Source organism: Pseudomonas sp. P5_B3, from assembly GCF_056400405.1.
This window is the reverse complement of the sequence record NZ_JBFULI010000047.1, coordinates 28,951-49,856: the sequence shown is the minus strand read 5'-3', so window position 1 is coordinate 49,856 and position 20,906 is coordinate 28,951. Positions and strand designations below refer to the sequence as shown.

General features: G+C 53.5%; 28 protein-coding genes and 1 tRNA gene. 11 read left to right on the top strand and 18 right to left on the bottom strand.

Translation table 11 applies throughout. The annotated features are described in order from the left end of the window. Positions 1-261 (bottom strand): NAD(P)/FAD-dependent oxidoreductase (locus AC1DRN_RS23405; protein WP_477786810.1); only part of this gene is annotated, 261 nt, incomplete at its 3' end. Positions 262-445: 184 nt separating this feature from the next. Between AC1DRN_RS23405 and AC1DRN_RS23400 the strand changes: the two genes are divergently transcribed. Further along, positions 446-522: transfer RNA gene (locus tag AC1DRN_RS23400), tRNA-Val, on the top strand. Positions 523-753: 231 nt separating this feature from the next. On the opposite strand, the gene AC1DRN_RS23395 is transcribed toward AC1DRN_RS23400, so the two are convergent. The 3 genes from AC1DRN_RS23395 to AC1DRN_RS23385 form a co-directional block, all read right to left on the bottom strand. Continuing rightward, positions 754-1,470, bottom strand: coding sequence for a hypothetical protein (locus AC1DRN_RS23395; protein WP_457266243.1), 717 nt, complete (start codon positions 1,468-1,470; stop codon positions 754-756). 342 nt (positions 1,471-1,812) lie between these two features. Beyond that, a complete protein-coding gene (locus tag AC1DRN_RS23390) occupies positions 1,813-2,067 on the bottom strand; it encodes a DUF1652 domain-containing protein (RefSeq protein WP_457266242.1) in 255 nt (84 codons plus the stop codon). A gap of 37 nt (positions 2,068-2,104) precedes the next feature. Continuing rightward, positions 2,105-2,248: a hypothetical protein gene (locus AC1DRN_RS23385; RefSeq protein ID WP_457266241.1), complete on the bottom strand. Its 144-nt coding sequence runs from the start codon at positions 2,246-2,248 to the stop codon at positions 2,105-2,107. A gap of 58 nt (positions 2,249-2,306) precedes the next feature. Here AC1DRN_RS23385 and AC1DRN_RS23380 point away from each other — a divergent pair, with 58 nt between their 5' ends. Then, the gene (locus AC1DRN_RS23380; protein WP_457266240.1) at positions 2,307-2,681 is read left to right on the top strand and encodes a Rap1a/Tai family immunity protein; all 375 of its coding nucleotides are present in this window, start codon (positions 2,307-2,309) and stop codon (positions 2,679-2,681) included. A 296-nt stretch (positions 2,682-2,977) separates the two neighbouring features. Here the strand turns inward: AC1DRN_RS23380 and AC1DRN_RS23375 are convergent, their stop codons facing one another. The 4 genes from AC1DRN_RS23375 to AC1DRN_RS23360 all read right to left on the bottom strand — a co-directional run bounded on the left by AC1DRN_RS23375 (position 2,978) and on the right by AC1DRN_RS23360 (position 5,235). Further along, positions 2,978-3,682 (bottom strand): recombinase family protein, encoded by a 705-nt coding sequence (locus AC1DRN_RS23375; protein WP_458238345.1) that lies wholly within the window; start codon positions 3,680-3,682, stop codon positions 2,978-2,980. Between the two features lie 66 nt (positions 3,683-3,748). Next, positions 3,749-3,964, bottom strand: a complete 216-nt coding sequence (locus AC1DRN_RS23370; RefSeq protein WP_457265814.1) for a hypothetical protein — start codon at positions 3,962-3,964, stop codon at positions 3,749-3,751. Between the two features lie 91 nt (positions 3,965-4,055). Next, entirely contained in the window at positions 4,056-4,877 is an 822-nt protein-coding gene (locus AC1DRN_RS23365; protein WP_457265813.1) for a DUF4393 domain-containing protein, read from the bottom strand. Positions 4,878-4,968: 91 nt separating this feature from the next. After that, positions 4,969-5,235 (bottom strand): helix-turn-helix domain-containing protein, encoded by a 267-nt coding sequence (locus AC1DRN_RS23360; protein WP_457265812.1) that lies wholly within the window; start codon positions 5,233-5,235, stop codon positions 4,969-4,971. A 118-nt stretch (positions 5,236-5,353) separates the two neighbouring features. On the opposite strand from AC1DRN_RS23360, the gene AC1DRN_RS23355 reads away from it, so the two are divergent. Continuing rightward, a complete protein-coding gene (locus tag AC1DRN_RS23355; protein WP_457265811.1) occupies positions 5,354-5,662 on the top strand; it encodes a hypothetical protein in 309 nt (102 codons plus the stop codon). Positions 5,663-6,303: 641 nt separating this feature from the next. On the opposite strand, the gene AC1DRN_RS23350 is transcribed toward AC1DRN_RS23355, so the two are convergent. The 3 genes from AC1DRN_RS23350 to AC1DRN_RS23340 form a co-directional block, all read right to left on the bottom strand. Next, positions 6,304-7,116: a hypothetical protein gene (locus tag AC1DRN_RS23350; protein ID WP_457265810.1), complete on the bottom strand. Its 813-nt coding sequence runs from the start codon at positions 7,114-7,116 to the stop codon at positions 6,304-6,306. A 117-nt stretch (positions 7,117-7,233) separates the two neighbouring features. After that, positions 7,234-7,935, bottom strand: a complete 702-nt coding sequence (locus AC1DRN_RS23345; protein WP_457265809.1) for a hypothetical protein — start codon at positions 7,933-7,935, stop codon at positions 7,234-7,236. 1,043 nt (positions 7,936-8,978) lie between these two features. Next, complete coding sequence (locus AC1DRN_RS23340) at positions 8,979-9,935, bottom strand: tyrosine-type recombinase/integrase (RefSeq protein ID WP_457265808.1); 957 nt, start codon at positions 9,933-9,935, stop codon at positions 8,979-8,981. A gap of 429 nt (positions 9,936-10,364) precedes the next feature. Between AC1DRN_RS23340 and AC1DRN_RS23335 the strand changes: the two genes are divergently transcribed. Beyond that, complete coding sequence (locus AC1DRN_RS23335) at positions 10,365-10,820, top strand: phage terminase large subunit family protein (RefSeq protein WP_263289523.1); 456 nt, start codon at positions 10,365-10,367, stop codon at positions 10,818-10,820. Then, a complete protein-coding gene (locus tag AC1DRN_RS23330) occupies positions 10,817-11,209 on the top strand; it encodes a lysis system i-spanin subunit Rz (RefSeq protein WP_223457125.1) in 393 nt (130 codons plus the stop codon). The genes AC1DRN_RS23335 and AC1DRN_RS23330 overlap by 4 nt, the downstream gene beginning before the upstream one ends. 89 nt (positions 11,210-11,298) lie before the next feature. Here AC1DRN_RS23330 and AC1DRN_RS23325 read toward each other — a convergent pair whose 3' ends face one another. Continuing rightward, on the bottom strand, positions 11,299-11,703 hold the full coding sequence (locus AC1DRN_RS23325; RefSeq protein WP_223457127.1) for a hypothetical protein: 405 nt from the start codon (positions 11,701-11,703) through the stop codon (positions 11,299-11,301). Positions 11,704-12,748: 1,045 nt separating this feature from the next. On the opposite strand from AC1DRN_RS23325, the gene AC1DRN_RS23320 reads away from it, so the two are divergent. Beyond that, a complete protein-coding gene (locus AC1DRN_RS23320) occupies positions 12,749-13,348 on the top strand; it encodes a serine protease (RefSeq protein ID WP_223457345.1) in 600 nt (199 codons plus the stop codon). 95 nt (positions 13,349-13,443) lie between these two features. Here AC1DRN_RS23320 and AC1DRN_RS23315 read toward each other — a convergent pair whose 3' ends face one another. After that, positions 13,444-13,650 (bottom strand): hypothetical protein, encoded by a 207-nt coding sequence (locus tag AC1DRN_RS23315; protein WP_223457129.1) that lies wholly within the window; start codon positions 13,648-13,650, stop codon positions 13,444-13,446. Between the two features lie 252 nt (positions 13,651-13,902). Between AC1DRN_RS23315 and AC1DRN_RS23310 the strand changes: the two genes are divergently transcribed. After that, positions 13,903-14,097: a hypothetical protein gene (locus AC1DRN_RS23310; protein ID WP_150727129.1), complete on the top strand. Its 195-nt coding sequence runs from the start codon at positions 13,903-13,905 to the stop codon at positions 14,095-14,097. A 75-nt stretch (positions 14,098-14,172) separates the two neighbouring features. Here AC1DRN_RS23310 and AC1DRN_RS23305 read toward each other — a convergent pair whose 3' ends face one another. Further along, positions 14,173-14,925 (bottom strand): carbonic anhydrase, encoded by a 753-nt coding sequence (locus AC1DRN_RS23305; protein WP_223457131.1) that lies wholly within the window; start codon positions 14,923-14,925, stop codon positions 14,173-14,175. A gap of 201 nt (positions 14,926-15,126) precedes the next feature. On the opposite strand from AC1DRN_RS23305, the gene AC1DRN_RS23300 reads away from it, so the two are divergent. Further along, positions 15,127-15,582 carry a DUF2214 family protein gene (locus AC1DRN_RS23300; protein WP_223457133.1) on the top strand — a complete coding sequence of 152 codons (456 nt, stop codon included), beginning with the start codon at positions 15,127-15,129 and terminating at the stop codon, positions 15,580-15,582. A gap of 183 nt (positions 15,583-15,765) precedes the next feature. Here the strand turns inward: AC1DRN_RS23300 and csrA are convergent, their stop codons facing one another. Continuing rightward, the gene (gene csrA / locus AC1DRN_RS23295; RefSeq protein ID WP_053161267.1) at positions 15,766-15,957 is read right to left on the bottom strand and encodes a carbon storage regulator CsrA; all 192 of its coding nucleotides are present in this window, start codon (positions 15,955-15,957) and stop codon (positions 15,766-15,768) included. A 250-nt stretch (positions 15,958-16,207) separates the two neighbouring features. On the opposite strand from csrA, the gene AC1DRN_RS23290 reads away from it, so the two are divergent. Further along, a complete protein-coding gene (locus tag AC1DRN_RS23290) occupies positions 16,208-16,573 on the top strand; it encodes an SPOR domain-containing protein (protein ID WP_223457135.1) in 366 nt (121 codons plus the stop codon). Positions 16,574-16,658: 85 nt separating this feature from the next. Here the strand turns inward: AC1DRN_RS23290 and AC1DRN_RS23285 are convergent, their stop codons facing one another. The 3 genes from AC1DRN_RS23285 to AC1DRN_RS23275 all read right to left on the bottom strand — a co-directional run bounded on the left by AC1DRN_RS23285 (position 16,659) and on the right by AC1DRN_RS23275 (position 18,893). Next, positions 16,659-17,348 (bottom strand): endonuclease, encoded by a 690-nt coding sequence (locus AC1DRN_RS23285; protein ID WP_223457137.1) that lies wholly within the window; start codon positions 17,346-17,348, stop codon positions 16,659-16,661. Positions 17,349-17,352: 4 nt separating this feature from the next. Then, positions 17,353-17,643 (bottom strand): DUF1654 domain-containing protein, encoded by a 291-nt coding sequence (locus AC1DRN_RS23280; RefSeq protein ID WP_223457138.1) that lies wholly within the window; start codon positions 17,641-17,643, stop codon positions 17,353-17,355. Positions 17,644-17,804: 161 nt separating this feature from the next. Further along, positions 17,805-18,893, bottom strand: a complete 1,089-nt coding sequence (locus AC1DRN_RS23275) for an asparaginase (protein WP_223457140.1) — start codon at positions 18,891-18,893, stop codon at positions 17,805-17,807. Positions 18,894-19,245: 352 nt separating this feature from the next. On the opposite strand from AC1DRN_RS23275, the gene AC1DRN_RS23270 reads away from it, so the two are divergent. Together AC1DRN_RS23270 and AC1DRN_RS23265 are read left to right on the top strand one after the other, a co-directional pair. Then, a complete protein-coding gene (locus AC1DRN_RS23270; RefSeq protein WP_223457142.1) occupies positions 19,246-19,707 on the top strand; it encodes a hypothetical protein in 462 nt (153 codons plus the stop codon). A 193-nt stretch (positions 19,708-19,900) separates the two neighbouring features. Beyond that, positions 19,901-20,857 (top strand): sugar ABC transporter substrate-binding protein, encoded by a 957-nt coding sequence (locus AC1DRN_RS23265; protein WP_223457145.1) that lies wholly within the window; start codon positions 19,901-19,903, stop codon positions 20,855-20,857. Positions 20,858-20,906: the final 49 nt, after the last annotated feature.

The window sequence follows — 20,906 nt, the reverse complement described above, 5'->3', positions numbered from 1 at the left end:
CTCGATGACATCGATATCGCGGCTATAGCTGTTAACGATCTGCCCACCATTACGCCCGGACGCCCCGAACCCCACCCTGGCGGCTTCGAGCACCGTGACCTTGAAGCCGCTCTCCAGCAGAAACAGGGCAGAGGACAGCCCCGTATAACCGGCGCCAATCACACAGACATCGGTCTCGACGTCATCCTGCAACGCCGGGCGCGGCGGAGCCGCATTGGCCGATGCTGCGTAATAGGACTCGGGGTAGGGAGTGTTAGCCATCCGGCAGCCTCTGTTTAATATATTTTACGAATGCATTGATCCTACCCGAGTTGAAAATCGCCCGCCAGCCACCCGGAAAATCTTCTTCGTACCGACAAAATTAAATATTTTGCATATTCATAGGGTTAGCGCGAAAAAAGGTGTTGACACCCCTCCGGAATTCCGTAGAATGCCGCCTCACAGCAGGCACGTAGCTCAGTTGGTTAGAGCACCACCTTGACATGGTGGGGGTCGTTGGTTCGAGTCCAATCGCGCCTACCAAACAAAATCCGCTCTGCTGGGCGGTCTGGAAGGGCTCACCGAAAGGTGGGCCCTTTTTTGTGCTTCTGGATTTCTTCAGAACGTTCACAAAATATAGGCTTCGTTCACACTGGGCAATGTGAACGCTAATTTCCGTGAGATTAGAGGTGCCACAGGCAAGGTGTTGGTGCCTGCGGCGACTGCTGAGAAGGGTTGTGTCTGATGCGTGCAGCTTATTTGACCTGTGCGGGATCACTCGATTGCAGGTGGCTTTGGGTCATTGCCAAGCATTGGATGATCGCTGCCGCTTGGTAGCTCTTCTGCCCGAGCTTGAGCATTCCATGCAATTCCAGCCAGCTCTCTCATTCGGTCAACAAACGGTTTCGCATCCTTTCCAAGCTTTCCGAGCATCACGCCAGCTTCCCCTACGAACGCATAAAATCTGCCGAGGTCGGAAAGCTTTTTGTGCATTTCTTTCTGCATTTCTTCAAGTCGCTTCAGAAGGCGCTGTTTGTGATCTGCATCCAGCTCCGTGTTAGCTGAAACCATTTCTCGTAACTCATTCAATAGATGCTGAATGCGCTTAAGGTCGCCGTCTGTGAATTCGTAGCCGAAGGCATCATTGATCGTGAGTGAGAAATGCTTCTTGAATTGGTCGACCTTGCGTTTATTCGTAAGGTTTCGAAGCGTTGATTCAAGCTGGGTCTTGACCTCGCCCATAAAGCGAGAGAGCTGTGCACAGCTCTGTGGAAATGCAGAATTGATGTCAGGCTCGGCAGCGAGAAATTCGATTCGTTTTGCTTCCTTAAGGGTGCTTATCAGGCTGTAAATTTCGAAAAGCGGTTCCTCATCATCTGGCTCCCAGGCTGATTTGGGGTTGAACGATGCCTCGATGAACTCACAAGCTGCAATGGTTCCGGCTAATGGATCGTCTCTCACCTGATCCAAAATTTCCTGTGGTATCTGCATGCTCCGCCCTTACTCTTCCGATGTGCGTTGTGGTGGGGAGTCATCTAGCCACAGATGCCGGAAATATTGCCAGTGCTGCCTGCGGTTCCAAGGCTGAGGCCGGGTTCAGGTGCGGCTGTAGGAAACCGTGTGGCCTTCAATGCCTTCCTCTGCATCAGTCAGCAGGAAATGCACGATGGCGTCCCTCCCGGCTGAATCGCACTCACGTAGGTTTTTGAAGACGCGATCTAGTCGGGTATTCGCTTTGAGCGTATCAGCACAGCCAAATCCCACGATTGACTACCGCTAGTCCGATTCCGGCCTATTCTCTACATGCGATCATCCGAGGCGATACAACCTTTGCTATATCGCTAACACCACCGTGCCCGTCGCTTGGTGCACTACCATTTCAGAGCGAAGCTCTCCAATCAAGTTTTCAATGGCTCGGCTAGACGTCAGTTGGCTGGTCGTGCCCGCAGTGGCCAGGAGATCGACTCGGCCAGAGGTAGGATCGAACACCTTGATCATCAGTGATCCGTCCGGATTGACTGAGCAGGTGCACGAGAGCGGCTGGAATCCACATTCAATAATGTGGCGAAGCTCAAGCGTAGAGATCATGACTCACGTCCATAGGGACAGGAGAATGGGATCTAACCTAGTAATAATAGCTAATGATATTCAAAGTGGCGCGTGCGTCATTGTTCACGAGTGGCTTCATACCCGCGTTCTGAATCAGGCCGTCAGCGTTCGCTATCGTGCAGGCCAGGAGCAGGACAATCCCTGCAATCAGGTTTTTCATAAAATTACTCCTTGTGTGTAACATCGTGCCACTACACACACACACCAAGGAATTCAGCATGAAGGCATGGATTGGGGTAGCGGCTGCACTGGTTGGGGCGATAGGTTCTGGTGTTGCGATGGCAGACGGGAATCAACTACTGAGCGGCTGTCAGTCGGTCGTCAAGTTTTACGAAACCAACGGGAAGGAAGGCGACGCATTCGGTGCTGGAACCTGCATCGGGGTCATACAGGGGGTGACTTCTCTGCGTGGAATAACGAACCCAGCTCTCTCCAAACAGGCCCAAACCTGTATGCCAACTCCTTCCCCACCGAACATTCAAGCGGCAAGAATCGCTGTGAAATATCTACAGGAAAATCCGGAGAAGCTAAACATGGACGAAGGGATATTGATGCTGTTTGCTTTACAGCGAGCCTTCCCCTGCAAGGGATGACCAAGGACGCTTTCTGTGTGATTTCCCAGCCCCGCCGCCGGAAGCAAGTGAGCTTCTTCGAAGGTTTCTAGCGCAGGGCTGGGAAAAGTAAGTTGTGTGCCCTAGGCGCTTAACACGGTGCGACCGTCTCAACCAGAAAGCTGACAAATCTCAAAATAACGATTGGTGCCTCTGTGCCCGCTGGAAGCTCCTACAGGCTCAGAACGAGACGTTGAAAGCGAGCATCAGGCGACGTACTGCCGTTGGTGTGAACTCGCTGTCACGAGCGGTATGCAAGCTCCTGAGCGGGCTTGGAGTCACACAAGAGACAAGTTCAATCGTTCCATCAGGCGCTTCACCGTCATTGGTTGGAATGCACTCCCGCGTTCAGTGGTTATACCTTTGGCGTTCAGGCATTTGGCGATGGCGGCGAACGTAGGCTGACCATCGTACAGGCAGGCTTTCAGTTCAGCTTCCAATGACTTTGCACGGTTGTTGGCGTTGATTGCTTTGGCTTGTACAGCAGCACCATTACCGATGGCCCAAGCGGCCTTACGGCCAGCATCACGACGGGCAATCTTGGCTTGTGCTACAGCGTCACCGTTGGCAGCGTCCTTCTTCAGTTCTGCCAATCCGTCTTTGGTTCGTTGGCGAATCTTGATCAACTCTTCTTCAGCCAGCAGGGATTTGATATTTCGCACCAGACCACTGCCATGTACGTCTTCGGCTTCGATGAACTTGAATTTCTTCTGCAAGGTGACGAAGTGTGCGTGGTCACGACCTAGACGGTCGAGGCGATGAACGACGATTGGGCAACCCAAGCCTTTCGCCATTGCCAGAGCCAGTCTGCACTGTGGACGCTCTAGGGGGTCAACACTGCCTGAAACGCCATGGTCTGTGAACTCAGCAACAATCTCCCATCCATTGGCTTCAGCGGCGATCTTGATAGCGGCGAACTGACCAGCAACGGAAAGTGACTGATCGTCTGTACTTACTCGTGCATAAGCCACTACCTGTTTCATCGTTCGCCCTGCCATCGTTGGTGATGGGGTCATCATAACATATTGCTGACGTTCGTCTACAAAGCGTTAAGGCGATTCTTGACGTAGTAGCCGGATGGCAGAAGTGATGCCCTCGGCGTTGAGGTCGAGCGCTTGCAAAGCTGTGACTGCGTTATCAGCAATGTCCGTTGAGCCCCGTTCGGCAATCCATTTGGCGAGTTCTTCGATTGCAGCAACGATACCATCCTGATTGATCAGCAGCAGCTCTAGGGCATTGGCGATAGCTTCGTTCTTGTCTGTCATGGATTTCGTCTTTGATCGGTTTGCGACGGAATCTTCGCACGCTAGTTCGCCGGTTAATAGGTTGCTAGGTACGAGACTTCCCTGAGGAATGCTATGCCTTTTTCTCTTTTACACAGACACTCCCAAACTGCTTGCCAAGGTTTGTAACGATTACAGCACCACGCACCAAATTGCACTTATGTTCTGGCATTGACGCCACCTGCTGTTGATATGCCTTAATCTCTTCAGATTTCTCAAGCGCGTCATAATAAGTTGTATCGACGTAGGAGTACTCCGGTTGAATATCAATCAACCCTAGACGGCAAAGGTTATCGAGATATGCCGGGACTAGTTTCGGCAGGGCAAGACTAGCCAAGCTTCCGAAGAGCGAAACATTGACAGCGACATCATACCCGCCCCGCCCCGGATCCTTGTCAGCCCTGACTGTTAAGAGTGGAAGTGGTACAGGCTTAAGAAAGTAGCCGATTAACTTCGCCTCGTCGGGGGTCAATTGTTTAACTATCTCCACGAACGCAGGGTGTGCCCCATCGGCGGTATTCTTGTCCATCGCTGCGGCGAGAAGGTTCGCGTACATGTCACTCAACGATTCTTCATGCCCTGTGTACCGTAGCGCCTCAATAGCAGGGCCAGCCACGTTTGGCTTTGGTGTGATGATGTCTTCAGGCGGGACATCTTTCAGACGTTCTGCAACCTTTGTAGATATGAACTCTTGGCACCTGTCATACCCCCAAACCAAGATTCCAACAGGGGCGAGAGCAACATTGATCGCTTTACCGATCGTCTCCAGCGATTTCCCTACCTGTTTCGCCACTGGTTGAAGCAAGTCCTCATACACAGGCACGGCTTTTACCAAGCCGGTTACCGCGTCTATCGTTTCCTTGACCTTGTTATCACCAGCAGACTCTTCGCCCATCGCTTGCCCCTCGTCCTTGTAATGACTTTATGGGTCAGAATGCCACGATCTCAGTTGCTCAGACAAAGGAATTGCCGCTACATCAACAAAATCAGGAGGGTCTCGTGGCGTCATCTGCTGACAATGACTTCTCAAACTCTGCGATCAAGTCTTGCAAGCCAATTCCCAGGACTTTGCACAGGTCGCGAAGCTGCACGATATCCAAGCGACGCGTCCCACTTTCAACGTCACTCATAAAGGACTGTGGACGCTCCAGAGCCTTTGAACACTGGACTTGAGTCAGGCCAGCCGCTTTCCTGTGCTTCTTCAGCAGCGACAAAAGCACAGCGTTTTCGGGTCGATATATCGTCTTGGACATGGCTGACTGGCTACGAGTGGAAAGCCTTCCAACCTATATCTGGTTTTCAGATATCTGAATTTCAGATAAATTAACCTCTGGCGAGGTACGCCATCCACTCACCGATTGCGGACGAACCATGAACGAAAAGCTATTTGTACTGACCAGCCAGAAGAAGAACACGAACCACGTCTTGCACCTGATCATGACCATTCTGACTGGGGGTCTATGGTTGATCGTTTGGCTGATCGTCACGTCAAACAAAAACAGCCACAACAAGAAACTCGACAAGCAAATCAACCATGTATTGAAGTACAAGGAGCAGGGTTTGAGCGACGCCGACACCTACAAACAGATCAAGGTGGACAAGGCGAACTCTGACGTAATCCAAGGTCGGGTGATTTTTGTCGTGCTGGTAGTGGTGTTCCTTTACTTCTACCTGCGGTAGATAATTCGGTGCGATGCACGATGATTGGGAGGGGACCTTTCCTAAGAAGCCTTTTAGGATTGCTCCCCCCACGCACTGACTAGTACTCAAGCAGCGGGACTGAAGGTCAACGAAGCATCATCAGGAAAGCGGAAGCTTTCAGTAGGATTACAACTGAAGCTTGATCACAATTGAAATTTATTACGGGTACTAATGAACGTCAGTGAATCCCGTATTTAAGAAGGTTGCTCTCAGGCTATCGCCTGTCCGTGCTAACCGTTGACCGAAGGTCAGATGGTATAACACTATCAAGCTTGCTTGATGAATGATTCCATTTTGAAGCTGATCAACAATTTATTAATTTATTGGATGAACTACCTCAAGAGGGGAACTCTTCAGGAGGGATAAGCTCAAGGCTGTCGCCTTACCCGTGCTAAGCCTTGAACGTAAGTTCAAGAGGTATACCATTATTTCTTTGGGGCTTCACTTCGTGAGTTAGTGCCCCAGACCTATTTCAGTGTGCAACAAATTCAAGTGTTCTTCAGCTTAGACGTTGCCGTCTCCGTGCGTTCGCTTCTCTCTTATCCGAGCGTATTTAATTCTGCCCCTCAAACCGTCAAGCCAATCGTTCGCTTCGCTTCACTTCTATATCCGAGCGTAATTCAGATTGCAGTCAGCCCCCGGCGGAATGTCCTCAATGCTTCGCCATACGCCAGATACTCGCCAGCGTTGTACAGTTCGGTAATCTGCTGTGGAATCTTCCGTGCCTCGCGTACTGGCGCAGTTAGTACGACAGGTGCGGGCGGCTCATCACCACCAACCGCCTTCAGAATGTCCGCGTTGTTTTCATGGTAGGAGTTGGCGAAATCCACTTCGAACTGTAGTTCCTGACGTACTGTCGGATTCCGTTCAAGGTAGATTTCCATTCCGCCAATGGCGAACCGGGCACACTGACAGATTCTTCGTGCTTGCTGGTCGCTCATCGTGCGTAGACCTTCTAGGCGAATAACGCGCTTCACGATCTCGGTGCTGATTTCGTTGAGCAGGCAAGCTCGTAGTACATGGGAAGGGCTGACGTTCAGCGTGCCTTTATGGACGCCTGCCACAGTAATGCAGGCGCCAAAGACGTAATCGTCAACCCAGCCAAGGCGTTCATCCTGGGCCACCTTGAAATGGCTTGCGTTCTGATTGATCAGGGCTTTGGGTTTGGGGCCGCGTTTGCTGCGTTGTGCGTCAAGGTCTACAGCGCCATCCGGCAAGGCTTCAACCACAATCTCAACAGCTTCGCGGCGTGGATTTGGGTCAAGGTCGTAGCGCAGGTGAGCCGGTTGGTTCTTGGTAGTCGGGATCGACGTGTAATCGTAAGTCGTCTGGGGTAGGGCGTGGATCGTGTAGCTCCCCAGTATCTCGCCTGTGTGCTTTTCTACGATAAAATGTTCGATGTTGTGTGTGCTTTTACGTGCAATGTGTAGCATGGATAATCTCCTGTTCAAGTTCATTTCATAGGCAGTTCCTCTCGGGTAGTGCCGGGGTTTGGTTTGTCAAATAGTGACCGCCGCAGACAAGTGCTTACGGCGGTAACATTGGAGTTTTTAGTCACGAATGTGGCGTGTAGACGTGCGGAGTCGCTCAATGACACGAGTATCAATCTGCCCTTCATATTTCTCTACAAGCTCATTGCAGTAATTCCGTCGAGCTGCGTTGTACGCTTCGAAAGCCTCGATAATGTTGTGACACTTCCCAAGATACACCGACTTCCCATACATCGAGAGACGAGAAACAAACCCTTCGCCTCTCGCCGCCACAGTTACGCCAATGGGAAGCATCCCTCGCTGACTTCGAGTATCTCGAAACATCTGATTGATCACCCTCGGGACCAGCGAACAGAATTCCGGTGAGTACACGGTATTGAGTGGATCAAGAATATCCTTGTCCAGTTCCATGTCCGCTTCGGATGCGTAAGGCTGACCCACAAACCAATCTGCAAACTCTTGGAAGTCATGCCATTTTGGGCAAACCGTACAGCCGGTATATGCAGTAGCTCCCGACCTGTAGCACCGATTAAGCATGTCTTTCCATCGCTGAAATGAACGACATGTAGTCTCGTGATAAGGCATACCCAAAGCTTTGCGTCTCTCTGCCGAATCGTAGCCAACTCCGCAGAGCAGCTTGGCGTCTCGTGGTGGAGCAAAGAGCGGAGCCTCTTCACCCAGTGAGTAGTCGAGATGGAGACCGAAGAATTCCGGGTGTACGTAAACGGTTTTGATGCTGAACTGTTCATTGCTGTGATTCATTAGTTCCTCCTAAATGGTAAAAAAAAGACGATAAAAAACCGACTCAAGGTCGGCATCGTCGTCATCGTTCTATCTTCATTGAAGGAATGAACTTTGTTAGCGTCGGTACTCGGCCTCTTTATTGAGTTGGATCATTTGAAGATGATTCATGGTTAATCTCGCGGTGTTGCTTCGACCGTCAGTGGTGGTCAGCCAATATATAGACAACACAATACCGATCATCTGGCACTGTATGGGTGCGGGACGTGTTCGGCGTGTTTGTCTGAAGTGATCATTCTACACAGCTTGACACTTTCTGTCAAGGACTAGTTGACGCTGGGTGGCAACTATGCAACGCACTGTGGCATCTAAGCACTCCAATCCCCACACACCTCCAATAGCTTCAATAAGCACAAAACCGGTTTCCAGCGAGGGAGAACGCCTCCTGCTTAGTTCAGACAGACATGGAGGCCAGTAAATACTGAACAGAGCGGAAGTGGGTACTTGGAGTCTGACGAAATTGGTGCGGGTTTTGACGGGGTTTATCGAGGGTTATCGATGGTTTCTGTGATTGCGTAAAGCAGCCTCGAAACCCCTGCCGTTGGTGCCTTGCCTCAAGCAAGAGTGGGAAGTTTGGAGATTGCCGCCAGCTTCTGTACCGCACTCGCACCTTTCGAATATACGTCGTGCGTCACAGAGCCCGTTTCATGCCCAACCAGCTCAGCGATCAATTGGATCCATATATTTCAAGGTGTGACATCGCCTTGATATTGATTGGATCCAATCTACGCTAGGGTAGCTTTCAGGCTGCATGTTGCGGCCCGAGCAATACCTGCCACGGGGAAATAAAATGAGCAAGGCACCAATCGGAACTACTGGTAAAACAGGCGAGAAGTCGCCAGAGAGCGGCGTATGGAAATCGCAAGACGCTCCTTCGACCACTGCACCAATCGCTAAGGGGAACGTGTTCCCTCCACACAACAGCAAAGCCGTTACATGGAAGCTGCTCTCTTACGCCTAAGCTTCAACCGCTGTAGTGAAAGCCCCGATATTGCGGGGCTTGATCAATCTATTAGGTGCAGCACGTCTCTGACATTCAGGTGTGAGTAACGTGCTACGGATCGAGTGTCCCTGTGGCCCGATACGATCATGATCTGTGCGTTGTTGAATCCCTTCTTGGCGACGTTTGTGATTCTGGTGTGCCTGAGCTGGTGCAGCCTGACGCTGCTATCAAGTCCAGCCTTTACACGTGCAAGGCGTACAGCCTGAGTAACAGCGTGGGGAGTGACAGTGAAGACTTGGCCATTCGGGTGGCGTTCCACGGTGGCCCACAGTTGGGCGAGTTCAAGAATCTCAACGGCTCGGTGGGTGAGGGGAACTGATCGTGTGCCGTTCTTCCCATCGATCACATCTGCAATGCGTTCTTTGAGGTGTAGGCAGTCTTTCGTCAGCTTCAGGATTTCGGAACGCCTCATGGCAGTTTCGTATGCCAGTTCAACGATGAGCTTCATGGTTGGAGATAGCTTCGCCAGTAATCGCTCAAGCTCGCTTGCACGGATCACCTTGTCAGAAGATCGATCAGGCTTTGGCAGTGCGATATCACTGACAGGGTTGTGGATGTCAATCAGTAAGCCGCGTTTGGCGAATCGATAGAAGCGGGACATAAATGCAAGCTGCGTCCTGCACGTTGACGGCTTTACCTTCTTCAATCGCATGATCTTGAAGTCGTTGATCATCTGCGGGGTGATTTCGTGAATGGGCTGCGTGAAGTGCCTACCCAGATGCTCCACGATCTTCAGTGCATGGTCGTAGCTGCTTTTGCCCTTGAGCATGGTTTCGCAGTACGTCATGCCCAACGTATAAATAGTGTGATGCTTGTGATCCATCGTCACGGCTTCGATCTGGTTCGCCCATGACTCTGCTTCAACTTTGGTGCTGAAAGTTTTCGACTGGGGAGATTTGCCCTTTATCCGTACCTGAGCATTCCAGTTGCCGGACGGAAGTAAGCGGAAATTGGCCATTTTTGACGCCTCATAATGTGAATGGGCGTTCTGTGAAACCCTTGAGCACCAAGGCTTGCAGCTTGCTCAAGCAGACTTTGACATGGTGGGGGTCGTTGGTTCGAGTCCAATCGCGCCTACCAAACAAAATCCGCTCTGCTGGGCGGTCTGGAAGGGCTCACCGAAAGGTGGGCCCTTTTTTGTTGTCTGCGATTTGTAACCCCCCCACTCGCGCCCGATGCCCTCCACCTGCCAGTACCCGATTCCTGGTGTGGGGTTGCTCAAGGGCGGCCATGCACTGCGTATTGGGACGGCGAAGGGCTCCAACCACTGCTATGCACGTACCTGGATGGCAAGCCTGGCGGCGAGCCAGATCACAAGAGTTGGCAGTACACGTCGCTGCAGGGAGGAAACGTACCCGCTGAAGAACTGGAGGCGGCCCGTCGCAAGGTGGGCCCGAGGACGTTTCGGCAGGAGTACGAGGCTGGCTTCGAGAACTGCTCGGGCGTCGTCTACTACACCTTCAACCGCGTCGAATGTCGAACCAGTGAGCGCATCAAGCCTGACGAAGCCCTGCACATCGGCATGGACTTCAATGTGATGAAGATGGCGGCCGTGGTTTACGTCGTGCGCGACGGCCTGCCGCTGGCTCTGGATGAGTTTCACACTGTCCGCGACACCCCGGAGATGATTGAGAAAATTCAAGCGCGGCTCCCCGGGCACAGTGTTGCGGTATATCCCGACGCCAGTGGCCAGAACACCAGCAGCAAGAATGCTAGTGAATCGGATCTCACGTTACTCAAGAAGGCTGGCGTCACAGTGGTAGTCGACTCGACAAACCCGGGCGTGAAAGACCGCGTGGCGCCAGGCAGTGGCAGGTCAACAGCTACGGGAAAATCATCGTGACCAACGCGGCCAGCCGGCAGGCAGACCTCGTGAAGATCGCAAACGCAGGTGCAGCGCAGGCCCGCCAAGCAATCGAGCAACAGCAAGCTGCCGAACAGGCGCTTGCCAATCTCGACCAGAAAGCCCAAAAGGAGAAAATCGACGGCCTCGCCGAAAATGAAAAGCTGCGCAGCGCTGCTGCTGACTCTGCTAGCAGGCTGCGCATCGCGGGAAGTTGTCGTGCCGTTGGTGGGGACGTGCCCAGTTCCACCAGCCCCGCCGGCCTGGGCGATGCAGGAGCCGTCGAACTCTCTGCAGCTTCTGAATCAACTGTTTTCGATATCCGGGCCGGGATCATTGCCGAACAAGCAGCCTTGAAGGCGCTTCAAAGTGTGTGTGGCATGCGCTAGTAATCAGCCTGATTCTTTTGCCATTGCTGTCTCCAGCAGGGCTATCAGTGCCGCGGGGGAGGTGGCGGAGTTACTCTGCACTTGCATAATCAAACGTTCGAGGCTGAGCGACTATTGATAGCTGTCACGAGAGGCGTCGACATGTCCGGCGAGAGACGCATTGGTTCGCTTTGACATTCCAGTGATTTTTCAATCCTGAGCCGCTCCCGCTGGCGAAAGGCTCTGATTACCGGAACTGCCAGGACAAGGGAAAAAGGCCAGAGCACCAAGGCATTCAGGATGACCATGACGCAGGTGAATCGGTCAAAACTGCTCGCACCAACGAACACCTGCACTTTTTCAAGAACTATGTTCGGTTCGACCGACGAAGGGGTGTCGTTGATCCAATCATGACACCACTGCTTGACTTGGACACATAGTCCAACGAATAACGCAAAAATCCAGACTGCCCCCAAAGAAAAGCCAATCAGCAGCGTGGTTATGATGATTTCCATCCTAAGACCATCCCATTGAGAACTGATCAGCGTGCAAAGCTACTCTGGAGTTATGACAGCCGCAAGTGGCATTTCGACGGCCAGATAAATGGGAAATCGGCGACCAACGCTTCCACTCTGAGCGACTGCCCACCAAACAAAATCCGCTCTGCTGGGCGGTCTGGAAGGGCTCACCGAAAGGTGGGCCCTTTTTTGTTGTTTGAAATTTCATGAGATTTTTCCTGGTCTGCTTAAAGCAAGAGGCTTAAGCCTCTTGCCTCGCGTTACTGCGCCGTCGTTTGTACGGTGATATTCATGATCCCCCCCCCTATATCCGGTGTTACCACCCGATATTCAATAGTGATGTTCGTAGTGTCCACTACATAACAGCGAATGAAGCCAGGCTCCAATGTTTTTACCGTTAACCCTGTCAGTGACGACTTAATATCCTGTCGACTGGACGTATAAATAAAACAGTGAAGGATAACCATGCCTTTAACTCCGGCAGTGTCTGGTTTGCCGACTATGGACGACGGCTCTTTAGAAAGGTTTGTTGACTTCGTACTACCACTAAAACCCGTTCCGTCGATATTGAAGCGGTCCGGGTTTGCTATTGGCGAATTGCCTGTTGTATAGGCGCCCGATTTAAATGTTCTTGCGCTTGCGACCGCTTGTACTTGTCGCTCTTGTGGGTGGCGGGCATAGTGATTGATTCAGGTAGGCGCCACTTTTCATGATCGTTGGTGCCATCAACGAAGGAGTCGATAGCAACCCCTGGTTTCTTTTCTCGTCTTTAACAATTTTCAGGCGCCAAATATTTGAACTTTTGAAGTTGATCGAAAAGCAATTGGCATTAGCACGATTTATTCATACGCGTCATTGCAAACTCAGCCATAAGTAAGAAAACGTCCAACTAGATCAAGCGGCGAGGAGTACTGCAATCCGATAAAAGCCAAAATACTGACAACAAAAAACAGTCACATTCTCCCAATTAAGTCGGTGATATATCATGATCAAGATCATGGCCTACTTTTTAAYTGGAGCTGTAACTGCAGGATGCAACGGCATGGTAAAACCCGACTTTTCGGGTCCTGCCAATGATTCATACTTTTTAGTCCACTCGGGGTTTCCCGCACCGTATCTATACATGGCCTCGGCCGTGCAATGGAACGATGACTATGCGGTAACCACCCGCCATACTCCGTTCATCCCCAACGTGAAGTACAGCTGCAGCACAGGCTGTGATCTCGTCTTCATCCAGCACAAGGCCAGCGGCCACTACCCATCATGGCGCGCACCGCGTGTGGGCGAGAGCATCACTGCCGTTGGGACGAGTCCTTACCTCATGACCACTACCGGGAAAGGCAAGGTGTATCAAACGCCTTTCGTCAATGCCGACGAACACAGCGGTGATCTCTATGCCATCCATGATGCCCCGCTGGTCAAGGGCATGTCGGGTGGGCCGGTCCTCACCAGTGACGGCTGTATTGTCGGCATCAATATCGGTTTCTACTCAACCACTCTGAACGATGTGAGCAATAACTCCGGCGTAAAGGGGGCTGAGAGGATCAGCATTTTTATTCCTTATTCGATCATTCAGCGCGAGTGGGGGATATTGCAGGCAAAACTCAACGATCCACATGGCGCGAGGTATGTCGCGAAGTAGCTTTTAGCTGTCAATCAATAAGCGGCGCGACGGTCGGGTTCTGCTGTCACTCTTGCCGGGTACATCGATCCGGGTGTCGCCTGCTTCATAAAAGGTCAGAGTGCGAAACCCGTCGCATGGGCAAGATGTCCCTCCTGCACTCCGGCGATCAGGTGCAGTGAGATGTTCTGCGGTACTTCAATGGACGGTACCTCGATGCTTCCTACAATCTGGAGCTGCCGCTCGCTCGGTTCGATCGATTCTGCTGCCTTTTCCCTGGCCATTCTTGCGTGGTTCATTGCGATTTCGTTGAGCGTTGACACGTTACATCTCCTGGTGACTGGCCAAGCGTATCGCTGGAGTCCTTAAGCATTGGTTGAATGGCTACTGCGTCAGAATCATGTCGTTCCGGCCGCTGCTACGCACGATCTTAGCAATCCTCAAGCCGCGGAAGTGGGTGAATTCCTCGTTGTGTTTTCGTAGGCGACGAATGGCGAGCCACTGTGGACGATAGTCCGGATTCTTTGCCATTCAGGCGTAAACTAGTGGGGCTGCCTCATCGAAAGGAGCCGCCTATGAACGTCGATCAAATCATCAAACCGGCATCAGTGGACAAGGCTGTCTGGGATCAATACTTCTGCGCTGCATTGATTGCGGAAAGCAATCTGACTGCCCCGGTTGTGGGCGGTGCTACGCACGAAGACAGGCAGAACCTGTTGATCGAGAGGGCCAAAACCCTCGCCGACAAAATGATGGAAAATCGAAAATAAACAGAGCCCAGCCATCGTGCTGGGCTCTTTGCTTGCGGGGTTGTGCTCCGATGCGGGCGATGTGCGTGTTGCGGTTCAAACGATCAACTCTACCTTGCCGCTCGCCAGGCGATAAATGCCTCCCACTATCTTCAACTTGCCCTTGCTCTGCGCATCTGTCAGCAATGGCGAGGCCTGTTTCAGGCTGTTGACAGAGTTTTTGACGTTTTGCGCGGTGGCGTTTTCCATCAAGCTCCCGGGTTGCTTCAGTACTGTCTCGATTGCCGACTTGAGTGCGTCAGTCAGTTTCGGGATATGGCCGGGGAAAATTGTCTGATCCTTGACGGCCTTGATGCCTGCCTCGATGGCGCCACAGCTCTCATGACCGAGTACGAGAATCAGCGGTGCGCCCAGTACGGCAACCCCGTATTCAAGACTGGCCAGGCCTTCCGGGGTCACGAAGTTGCCCGCGACGCGGATGGAGAAAAGATCGCCTCGCGCGGTATCAAACGCATATTCCGGGGCGATCCGCGAGTCAGAGCAGCTCAGTACTGCCACGAACGGATTTTGACCGGACACCAGGGCCTCTCGCTCAGCCTTGAAATCGTGTGTCGTGGAAGTACCGCTTACATATCGTTCATTGCCCTCCATCAGTCTTTTCAACGCCATATCGGGGCTGATTACGTTTTGAGGTTTGGGTGGGGCTGACGCTTTTTCGGCTGCCTGGATGAGCTTGCCGGGCAGTGTGCCGGTCAGCAGCAGGGCGCCTGCGCTCAACCCGGCAAATTGAAGAAAACGACGACGGCCTGTTGTGTTTGAAGCAGAGCTTGAATCACATGATTCACACATGACTTTGTTTACCCGGTTCAATGCGGTGAGAGTGAGTGGTCGTTGGGGTTGGTACTGTCACGGACGCTCAATACCAGCGCAATGGAGTCTAGTAGGTCTGTCATTTGTGTTCCGGGTAATGTCCGCAGATGTGTGCAAGCAGACATTTCATGGGCTACTACTGACAGGCTCATACAACTTCGACCTGGCAGGATTTTCTCGATGCTGACTCACTGGTTTCTAGCGGCGGTTCATCTTCTGGCATTTGCCTTGGGATTTTGGGCGGTGTTGGTTCGAGGCACAGCTTTTCGACGTTTGGCCGATGGGGCCGCGCAAGTGCGCAGTGTTCTGATGGCGGACAATATCTGGGGTATTGCAGCTGTCGTTTTGCTGATCAGCGGGGGGATGCGAGCCTTTGGCGGGTACGAGAAAGGCACGGACTATTACCTGCATCAGCCGCTGTTTCATCTGAAGATGACGCTGTTCGTCCTGATCTTGCTGCTGGAGATTGCGCCAATGGTGACGCTGATCAAATGGCGGATAGCGCTTGCCCGTAAAGTGGCGATCGATACAGGTCGTGCGAAGCTATTTGCGCGGATCAGTCATGTCGAGGCGCTGCTGGTGCTGCTGATGGTGGTAGCGGCGACTGGTATGGCGCGTGGCGTGATGTTTGGTTGATCACGTAGCGAACGCGTACTTCCATGGAGTGAACAGAAAGGTCTGACAGCCAGAGCGTTGAGCTTGTCGTTAGAGTCGGCCCCTGGAGGCTTGTGTGGAAAGCAGGCGGAAGCGATGCAATGCCGAATCTTTAGCCAGCCGTGATTGCGGGCTGAACGGGCTGGCTACTGACTGCAACAGGATTCAGGGTTGCGGCTTTTCCGGGGCGGTCAGGCCAGCCTGAATGCGCTGATAAATTTCTTCACGATGCACTGCAACGTCCTTCGGGGCGTTGATGCCGATCCTGACTTGCTGGCCGCTTACGCCCAGGATGGTGATCGTAATGTCATCACCAATGTTTATGCTTTCACCGACTTTGCGGGTGAGTATCAGCATGGTCTTCTCCTTGATTGCTTTGTGGGGCACCTGATTCGGACAGTGCAGAGGTCGGTGGTATGTATAGATTAGTGCGAAGTCTCGTGGTTTGGGTGCCTCTTTCTGACGTGCAGATGTGGCATTAATTCCCAAGGCGTAACTATACAGAGGCCGCAACCATCATTCTCGTTGTTTTGAGCCCATTTTACGGCACTCGTGAAGTATTCATGGATGTTAAAATCCCAGCTTTATGGATTTAGAGGGAAACGCCGTGCGCAAAATGGTTTTGGTAATCGCGATATTGGCGCTGGCGGGATGTGGCGAGGGCAGCAGTGTGGATGCGCCGAAGCCTCAACCGGCCATGGCTGCCGTACCCGCGGCGGTGTCCGGCCCGCAATGGGATCTTGAAGTGCGAGGTGAAACCCCTCAGGCAGTCAGCGATTTGAGTGGCTGGCTGATCGAGCACAGCTTCATGTCCAGCGTCGTCAAGGAAAATGGCAATACGCGAATCCTGATGGGGCCGTTCAATTCGAAGGCCGAGGCCGAAGCCAGGCAGGATGAAGTCCGTGCGGCGCTCACTCGCGCGAAGAAACAGAACATCGAATTGCTGGTGCTTGAGCGCCCGGCCGCTCAGTAACGTCTGTATTGCGGATGCTCAAGAAACAAAAAAGGTCTCGGGTGCTCAGCTCCGAGGCCTTTTCAATTTCGGCTATTGCCTGGATTCAGCCGCAGGCCTTCATGTCTACCGGGCCGACGAACTCGTTGCCGCGCCCCATGACGCACGCCACGCTCTGGTTGCGTTGCCGTTCCCAGGCCTGAACCGGATAGGTTTTGTCCCACGCTTCGTACAGTTGCCGATCACGTTTCGACAGGCGTAAACCATACTGCTTGCTCATGTAGAAGTACGTTCGGGCGATCATGCCGCGGATGGAAGGGCGGGGCATGACTTTCCTGGCCTTGAAGTCGATCCGGGTCAGGCACGAACCATATTGTCCCGACTGCTCGGGCAACCAGCCGAAGCTGAAGTTGCTGCGATCGCCGTTGACCTCGCCAATGCTGGGCACCAGGTTGTGCAGATCGGACTCGGCCTTTTGGTAAACCGGGTCGTAGCGGGTGCAGTTCTTGCGGCCGCCTTCTTGCCAGCACTGGCGTTGATGGCCGATCTGCCAGGCCGGCACGATATGCTCCCATTCGATGCGGGATGCGCGTTTGGCATTTTTACGTGGCACGTAACCGCAAGCGGCAAGGTTCACCCGGTTGCCGGTGTACTTGCAGCCACAGTAAAACTCGGTGGATTGGGGCGCGTAGAGCTTCCACGCCACCTTTTTCGCTTCGGTGAAGGTGCGCGGGGCGTCGGCTTGCGCGCCCACGACAAAAAACAGGAACAGCAAAGCAAACCAGCGGGCACTCATCGACTCAATCTTCCTTCGGCACAACCCAGAAAATCTGCACGCCGCCATCGTCGCGATAGGCGAGGGTGACGTTGTCGTTCTCGTCGATTTCTTCCAGCAAGCGTTCCCATTCATCCACCGGCTCGTCAGGAAGGCGGAAGATCAGTGCTGCCCTTGCCTTTTGTGCGGTGGGAGAGTTGATGATTTTCTGAACGCGCAGGCCCATGCGTACATAGGTGTCAGGAGAGGCAGAGGTGGTGTCCACGGGATTATCCTTATTAAGCTGTACGTACATACAGTATTTAACTGTAAGCATTTTCGCAACTACTTAAAATTCAAGAAAATCCTCTGACAGCGGTTTGTTCCGTTTGGCGTAAGACGAAGGGAGTTTTTTTGTCAGATACAGCGGCAGCCACTCGCCAAGGCTGGCGAATGGCGCACGGGGGTGCCCGACCGGATCGGTCGGGCGAGGGCGAATCAGTATTCCCAGAACATCCGTTGCAGCTCTTTGCTGTCATTGGTTTTGGTCAACGCGACCATTGCCAGGATTCGGGCCTTTTGCGGGTTCAGGTCGTGAGCCACGACCCAGTCGTATTTGTCGTCTGGCTGCTCGGCGTTGCGCAATACAAAGCCGCCGGCATTGACATGGGAGGAGCGAATGATCTGCACGCCGTCCTTGCGCAAGGCTTGCAGGGATGGAACTACCCGCGACGATACCGAGCCATTGCCGGTGCCGGCGTGGATGATGGCTTTGGCGCCGGATTGAGCCAGGGCCTTGTAAGCAGTGTCGCTGACGTTGCCGTAGGAATAGGCAATTTCGACGTCAGGCAGGCTCTTGATGTTCTTGATGTCGAATTCGGAATCCATGGTGTGACGCTTGGCCGGCAGGCGGAACCAGTAGGATTTGCCTTCTACCACCATGCCCAGTGGACCCCAGGCGCTTTTAAACGCTTCGGTCTTGATGTTGATCATCTTGCTGACGTCGCGACCCGACTGGATTTCATCGTTCATGGTCACCAGCACGCCTTTGCCCCGCGCGTCTTTGCTGCTGGCCACGGCCACCGCGTTGTACAGGTTCAGCATGCCATCGGCGGACATCGCGGTGCCCGGGCGCATCGAGCCCACGACAATGATCGGCTTCTCGGTTTTTTCCACCAGGTTCAGGAAGTACGCCGTTTCTTCCAGGGTGTCGGTGCCGTGGGTGATCACGATGCCATCGACGTCTTTGTTGTCGGCCAGTTCGGCTACGCGGCGACCCAGTTGCAGCAGGTTTTCGTTGGTGATGCTTTCGGAGGCGATTTGCATGACCTGTTCGCCGCGAACGTTAGCCAGTTGGCTCAGCTCAGGAACGCCAGCGATCAACTGTTCAATGCCGACTTTCGCCGCTTGATAGGTTGCGCTGTTGGCGGTGCTGGCCCCTGCGCCGGCAATGGTACCGCCGGTGGCCAGGATTACCACGTTGGCCAGTTTCTGTTGGGTTTCGGCTTCTTTGGCCTGAAGGGCGGTGGGCAGAAGCAGCAGCAGGGCCAAGGCGCCCGGAACAAAGGTCTTGAGTGCAGATGTCATTATTTTTCTCTTCTAGTTGTGAGGCGATGCAAATGCAGGTTCATCTAGATATGCCCCGGGCGAATCTGAACGCCGGGGGTGCGAGGGGAAGAGCAGGATCTGTACCAGTAATACCCTGAATCGAAAAATATGCTTAAGTTAATGATTTGTAACGGTATTGCTGTATGTGTCCAGACCGGTTTCGGGGGCGGGGCGTCCGGAATGCCGAACATGTTTAACTTTCGCGTTCGGCTCTCCGAAACGGATCGCGGTCTTGTTTAAGATTTCAACGGGTCAAATCATCACTGACGACTAAAGAAACGCTCGCGCCGGTCGATGCTCCTTCAAGGGATCTTTTTCTTCAGGAGTTCACATGTCCTTATCTGTTGGTATTCCCAATGCCGCCGGCATCACCATCGGTGGCAAATCGGCCACTACCCTTCGTGCCCTGAGCGACGCAACAGCCGATGCGGCTGCTCAAGCGCCGGGTGCTAAGAAAAGCGACGGTAACCAGGTCAAGACGAGCCCGGTAGGTCTGGGGGAGAGTGCCGGCGCACAGGCCGAATCGGACACCAGCGATAACACCAGCATTGCGGTGAAGGTCCTGCTCAAGCGCCTGAAGGAGTTGCAGCAGCAATTGCGCGAGCAACAGCAGCAACTGGCGCAAGCCCAGGCGGCGTCCTATCCGACTCCGCAAGCCAAGACCACCGCGGTAGCGGCCATTCAGGGGCAGGTGGCCGACACCAACGGCGCCATCCTGCAAGTGAGTGCGAGCCTGATCAAGGAGCTGGCCAAGGGTTCCGGCACGGGATCGGTGGTCAACACCACGGCATGAGTTGAATGCCGTTTTTTCGCTGAACATCTCTGAAAGCACTTTTCAGGTCGTTGACAAATACCGGCAGGGTTCGCATAGTTTGCTTCACGCAAACGTTTGCGCGGCTCCAGTGATGGCTTTCCATCACGGTGGGTCGTGAAGCTTACGCCAGCGCAAGCGTTGCTCACAATAATCATAAGATCGGAGTGAACCCATGAAGCTGCCATTCGCTGGACGTCTTCTCGCTGTCGCTATGCTGGCTGCCGCATCCGCTGCACTGCCTGTCTCTTCGGCCTTTGCTGAAACCACGGAAAAACCGAAAGTCGCGCTGGTCATGAAATCCCTGGCCAACGAGTTCTTCCTGACCATGGAAGACGGCGCCAAGGCCTACCAGAAAGATCACTCCGGCGAATTCGAGCTCATCTCCAACGGCATCAAGGATGAAACCGACACCGCAGGCCAGACGCGCATCGTCGAGCAAATGATCCTGGCCAAGGTCAATGCACTGGTGATTGCGCCGGCAGACTCCAAGGCCATGGTTCCGGTGATCAAGAAAGCCATCGATGCCGGTATCACCGTGATTAACATCGACAACCAGCTGGACCCCGCCGTCGTCAAAAGCAAAAACATCAATGTTCCGTTCGTAGGCCCGGACAACCGCAAGGGCGCACGGCTGGTGGGGGATTACCTGGCCAAACAGCTGAAGGCCGGTGACGAAGTCGGCATCATCGAAGGTGTGTCCACCACCACCAATGCCCAGCAGCGCACAGCGGGTTTCAAGGATGCGATGGAAGCGGCGCAGATCAAGGTCGTGTCCCTGCAATCCGGTGACTGGGAGATCGACAAGGGCAACAAGGTGGCCGCGTCGATTCTCAGTGAATACCCGCAAACCAAGGCCCTGTTGGCCGGCAACGACAGCATGGCGGTCGGTGCGGTGTCTGCGGTGCGCGCCGCGGGCAAGGCCGGCAAGGTGCAAGTGGTCGGCTACGACAACATCAATGCCATCCAGCCAATGCTCAAGGACGGTCGCGTGCTGGCCACCGCGGACCAGTTCGCGGCCAAACAGGCGGTGTTCGGCATAGAGACTGCGTTGAAAATTCTCAAGGGTGAAACGGTCGACAGCGGCGCCAATGGCGTGATCGAAACGCCGGTAGAACTGGTCACCAAGTAGCCTTCTGGCGACGCAACGGCGCTCGTCCAGCCGGACGAGCGCATGGAGA

What these genes read in the sequence shown, in the direction of transcription:
- AC1DRN_RS23395 (WP_457266243.1), bottom strand. Translation starts at nt 1,470, where the DNA reads ATGCAGATACCACAGGAAATTTTGGATCAGGTGAGAGACGATCCATTA.
- AC1DRN_RS23390 (WP_457266242.1), bottom strand. Translation starts at nt 2,067, where the DNA reads ATGATCTCTACGCTTGAGCTTCGCCACATTATTGAATGTGGATTCCAG.
- AC1DRN_RS23385 (WP_457266241.1), bottom strand. Translation starts at nt 2,248, where the DNA reads ATGAAAAACCTGATTGCAGGGATTGTCCTGCTCCTGGCCTGCACGATA.
- AC1DRN_RS23380 (WP_457266240.1), top strand. Translation starts at nt 2,307, where the DNA reads ATGAAGGCATGGATTGGGGTAGCGGCTGCACTGGTTGGGGCGATAGGT.
- AC1DRN_RS23375 (WP_458238345.1), bottom strand. Translation starts at nt 3,682, where the DNA reads ATGAAACAGGTAGTGGCTTATGCACGAGTAAGTACAGACGATCAGTCA.
- AC1DRN_RS23370 (WP_457265814.1), bottom strand. Translation starts at nt 3,964, where the DNA reads ATGACAGACAAGAACGAAGCTATCGCCAATGCCCTAGAGCTGCTGCTG.
- AC1DRN_RS23365 (WP_457265813.1), bottom strand. Translation starts at nt 4,877, where the DNA reads ATGGGCGAAGAGTCTGCTGGTGATAACAAGGTCAAGGAAACGATAGAC.
- AC1DRN_RS23360 (WP_457265812.1), bottom strand. Translation starts at nt 5,235, where the DNA reads ATGTCCAAGACGATATATCGACCCGAAAACGCTGTGCTTTTGTCGCTG.
- AC1DRN_RS23355 (WP_457265811.1), top strand. Translation starts at nt 5,354, where the DNA reads ATGAACGAAAAGCTATTTGTACTGACCAGCCAGAAGAAGAACACGAAC.
- AC1DRN_RS23350 (WP_457265810.1), bottom strand. Translation starts at nt 7,116, where the DNA reads ATGCTACACATTGCACGTAAAAGCACACACAACATCGAACATTTTATC.
- AC1DRN_RS23345 (WP_457265809.1), bottom strand. Translation starts at nt 7,935, where the DNA reads ATGAATCACAGCAATGAACAGTTCAGCATCAAAACCGTTTACGTACAC.
- AC1DRN_RS23340 (WP_457265808.1), bottom strand. Translation starts at nt 9,935, where the DNA reads ATGGCCAATTTCCGCTTACTTCCGTCCGGCAACTGGAATGCTCAGGTA.
- AC1DRN_RS23325 (WP_223457127.1), bottom strand. Translation starts at nt 11,703, where the DNA reads ATGGAAATCATCATAACCACGCTGCTGATTGGCTTTTCTTTGGGGGCA.
- AC1DRN_RS23320 (WP_223457345.1), top strand. Translation starts at nt 12,749, where the DNA reads ATGGTAAAACCCGACTTTTCGGGTCCTGCCAATGATTCATACTTTTTA.
- AC1DRN_RS23310 (WP_150727129.1), top strand. Translation starts at nt 13,903, where the DNA reads ATGAACGTCGATCAAATCATCAAACCGGCATCAGTGGACAAGGCTGTC.
- AC1DRN_RS23305 (WP_223457131.1), bottom strand. Translation starts at nt 14,925, where the DNA reads ATGTGTGAATCATGTGATTCAAGCTCTGCTTCAAACACAACAGGCCGT.
- AC1DRN_RS23300 (WP_223457133.1), top strand. Translation starts at nt 15,127, where the DNA reads ATGCTGACTCACTGGTTTCTAGCGGCGGTTCATCTTCTGGCATTTGCC.
- csrA (WP_053161267.1), bottom strand. Translation starts at nt 15,957, where the DNA reads ATGCTGATACTCACCCGCAAAGTCGGTGAAAGCATAAACATTGGTGAT.
- AC1DRN_RS23285 (WP_223457137.1), bottom strand. Translation starts at nt 17,348, where the DNA reads ATGAGTGCCCGCTGGTTTGCTTTGCTGTTCCTGTTTTTTGTCGTGGGC.
- AC1DRN_RS23280 (WP_223457138.1), bottom strand. Translation starts at nt 17,643, where the DNA reads ATGCTTACAGTTAAATACTGTATGTACGTACAGCTTAATAAGGATAAT.
- AC1DRN_RS23275 (WP_223457140.1), bottom strand. Translation starts at nt 18,893, where the DNA reads ATGACATCTGCACTCAAGACCTTTGTTCCGGGCGCCTTGGCCCTGCTG.
- AC1DRN_RS23270 (WP_223457142.1), top strand. Translation starts at nt 19,246, where the DNA reads ATGTCCTTATCTGTTGGTATTCCCAATGCCGCCGGCATCACCATCGGT.
- AC1DRN_RS23265 (WP_223457145.1), top strand. Translation starts at nt 19,901, where the DNA reads ATGAAGCTGCCATTCGCTGGACGTCTTCTCGCTGTCGCTATGCTGGCT.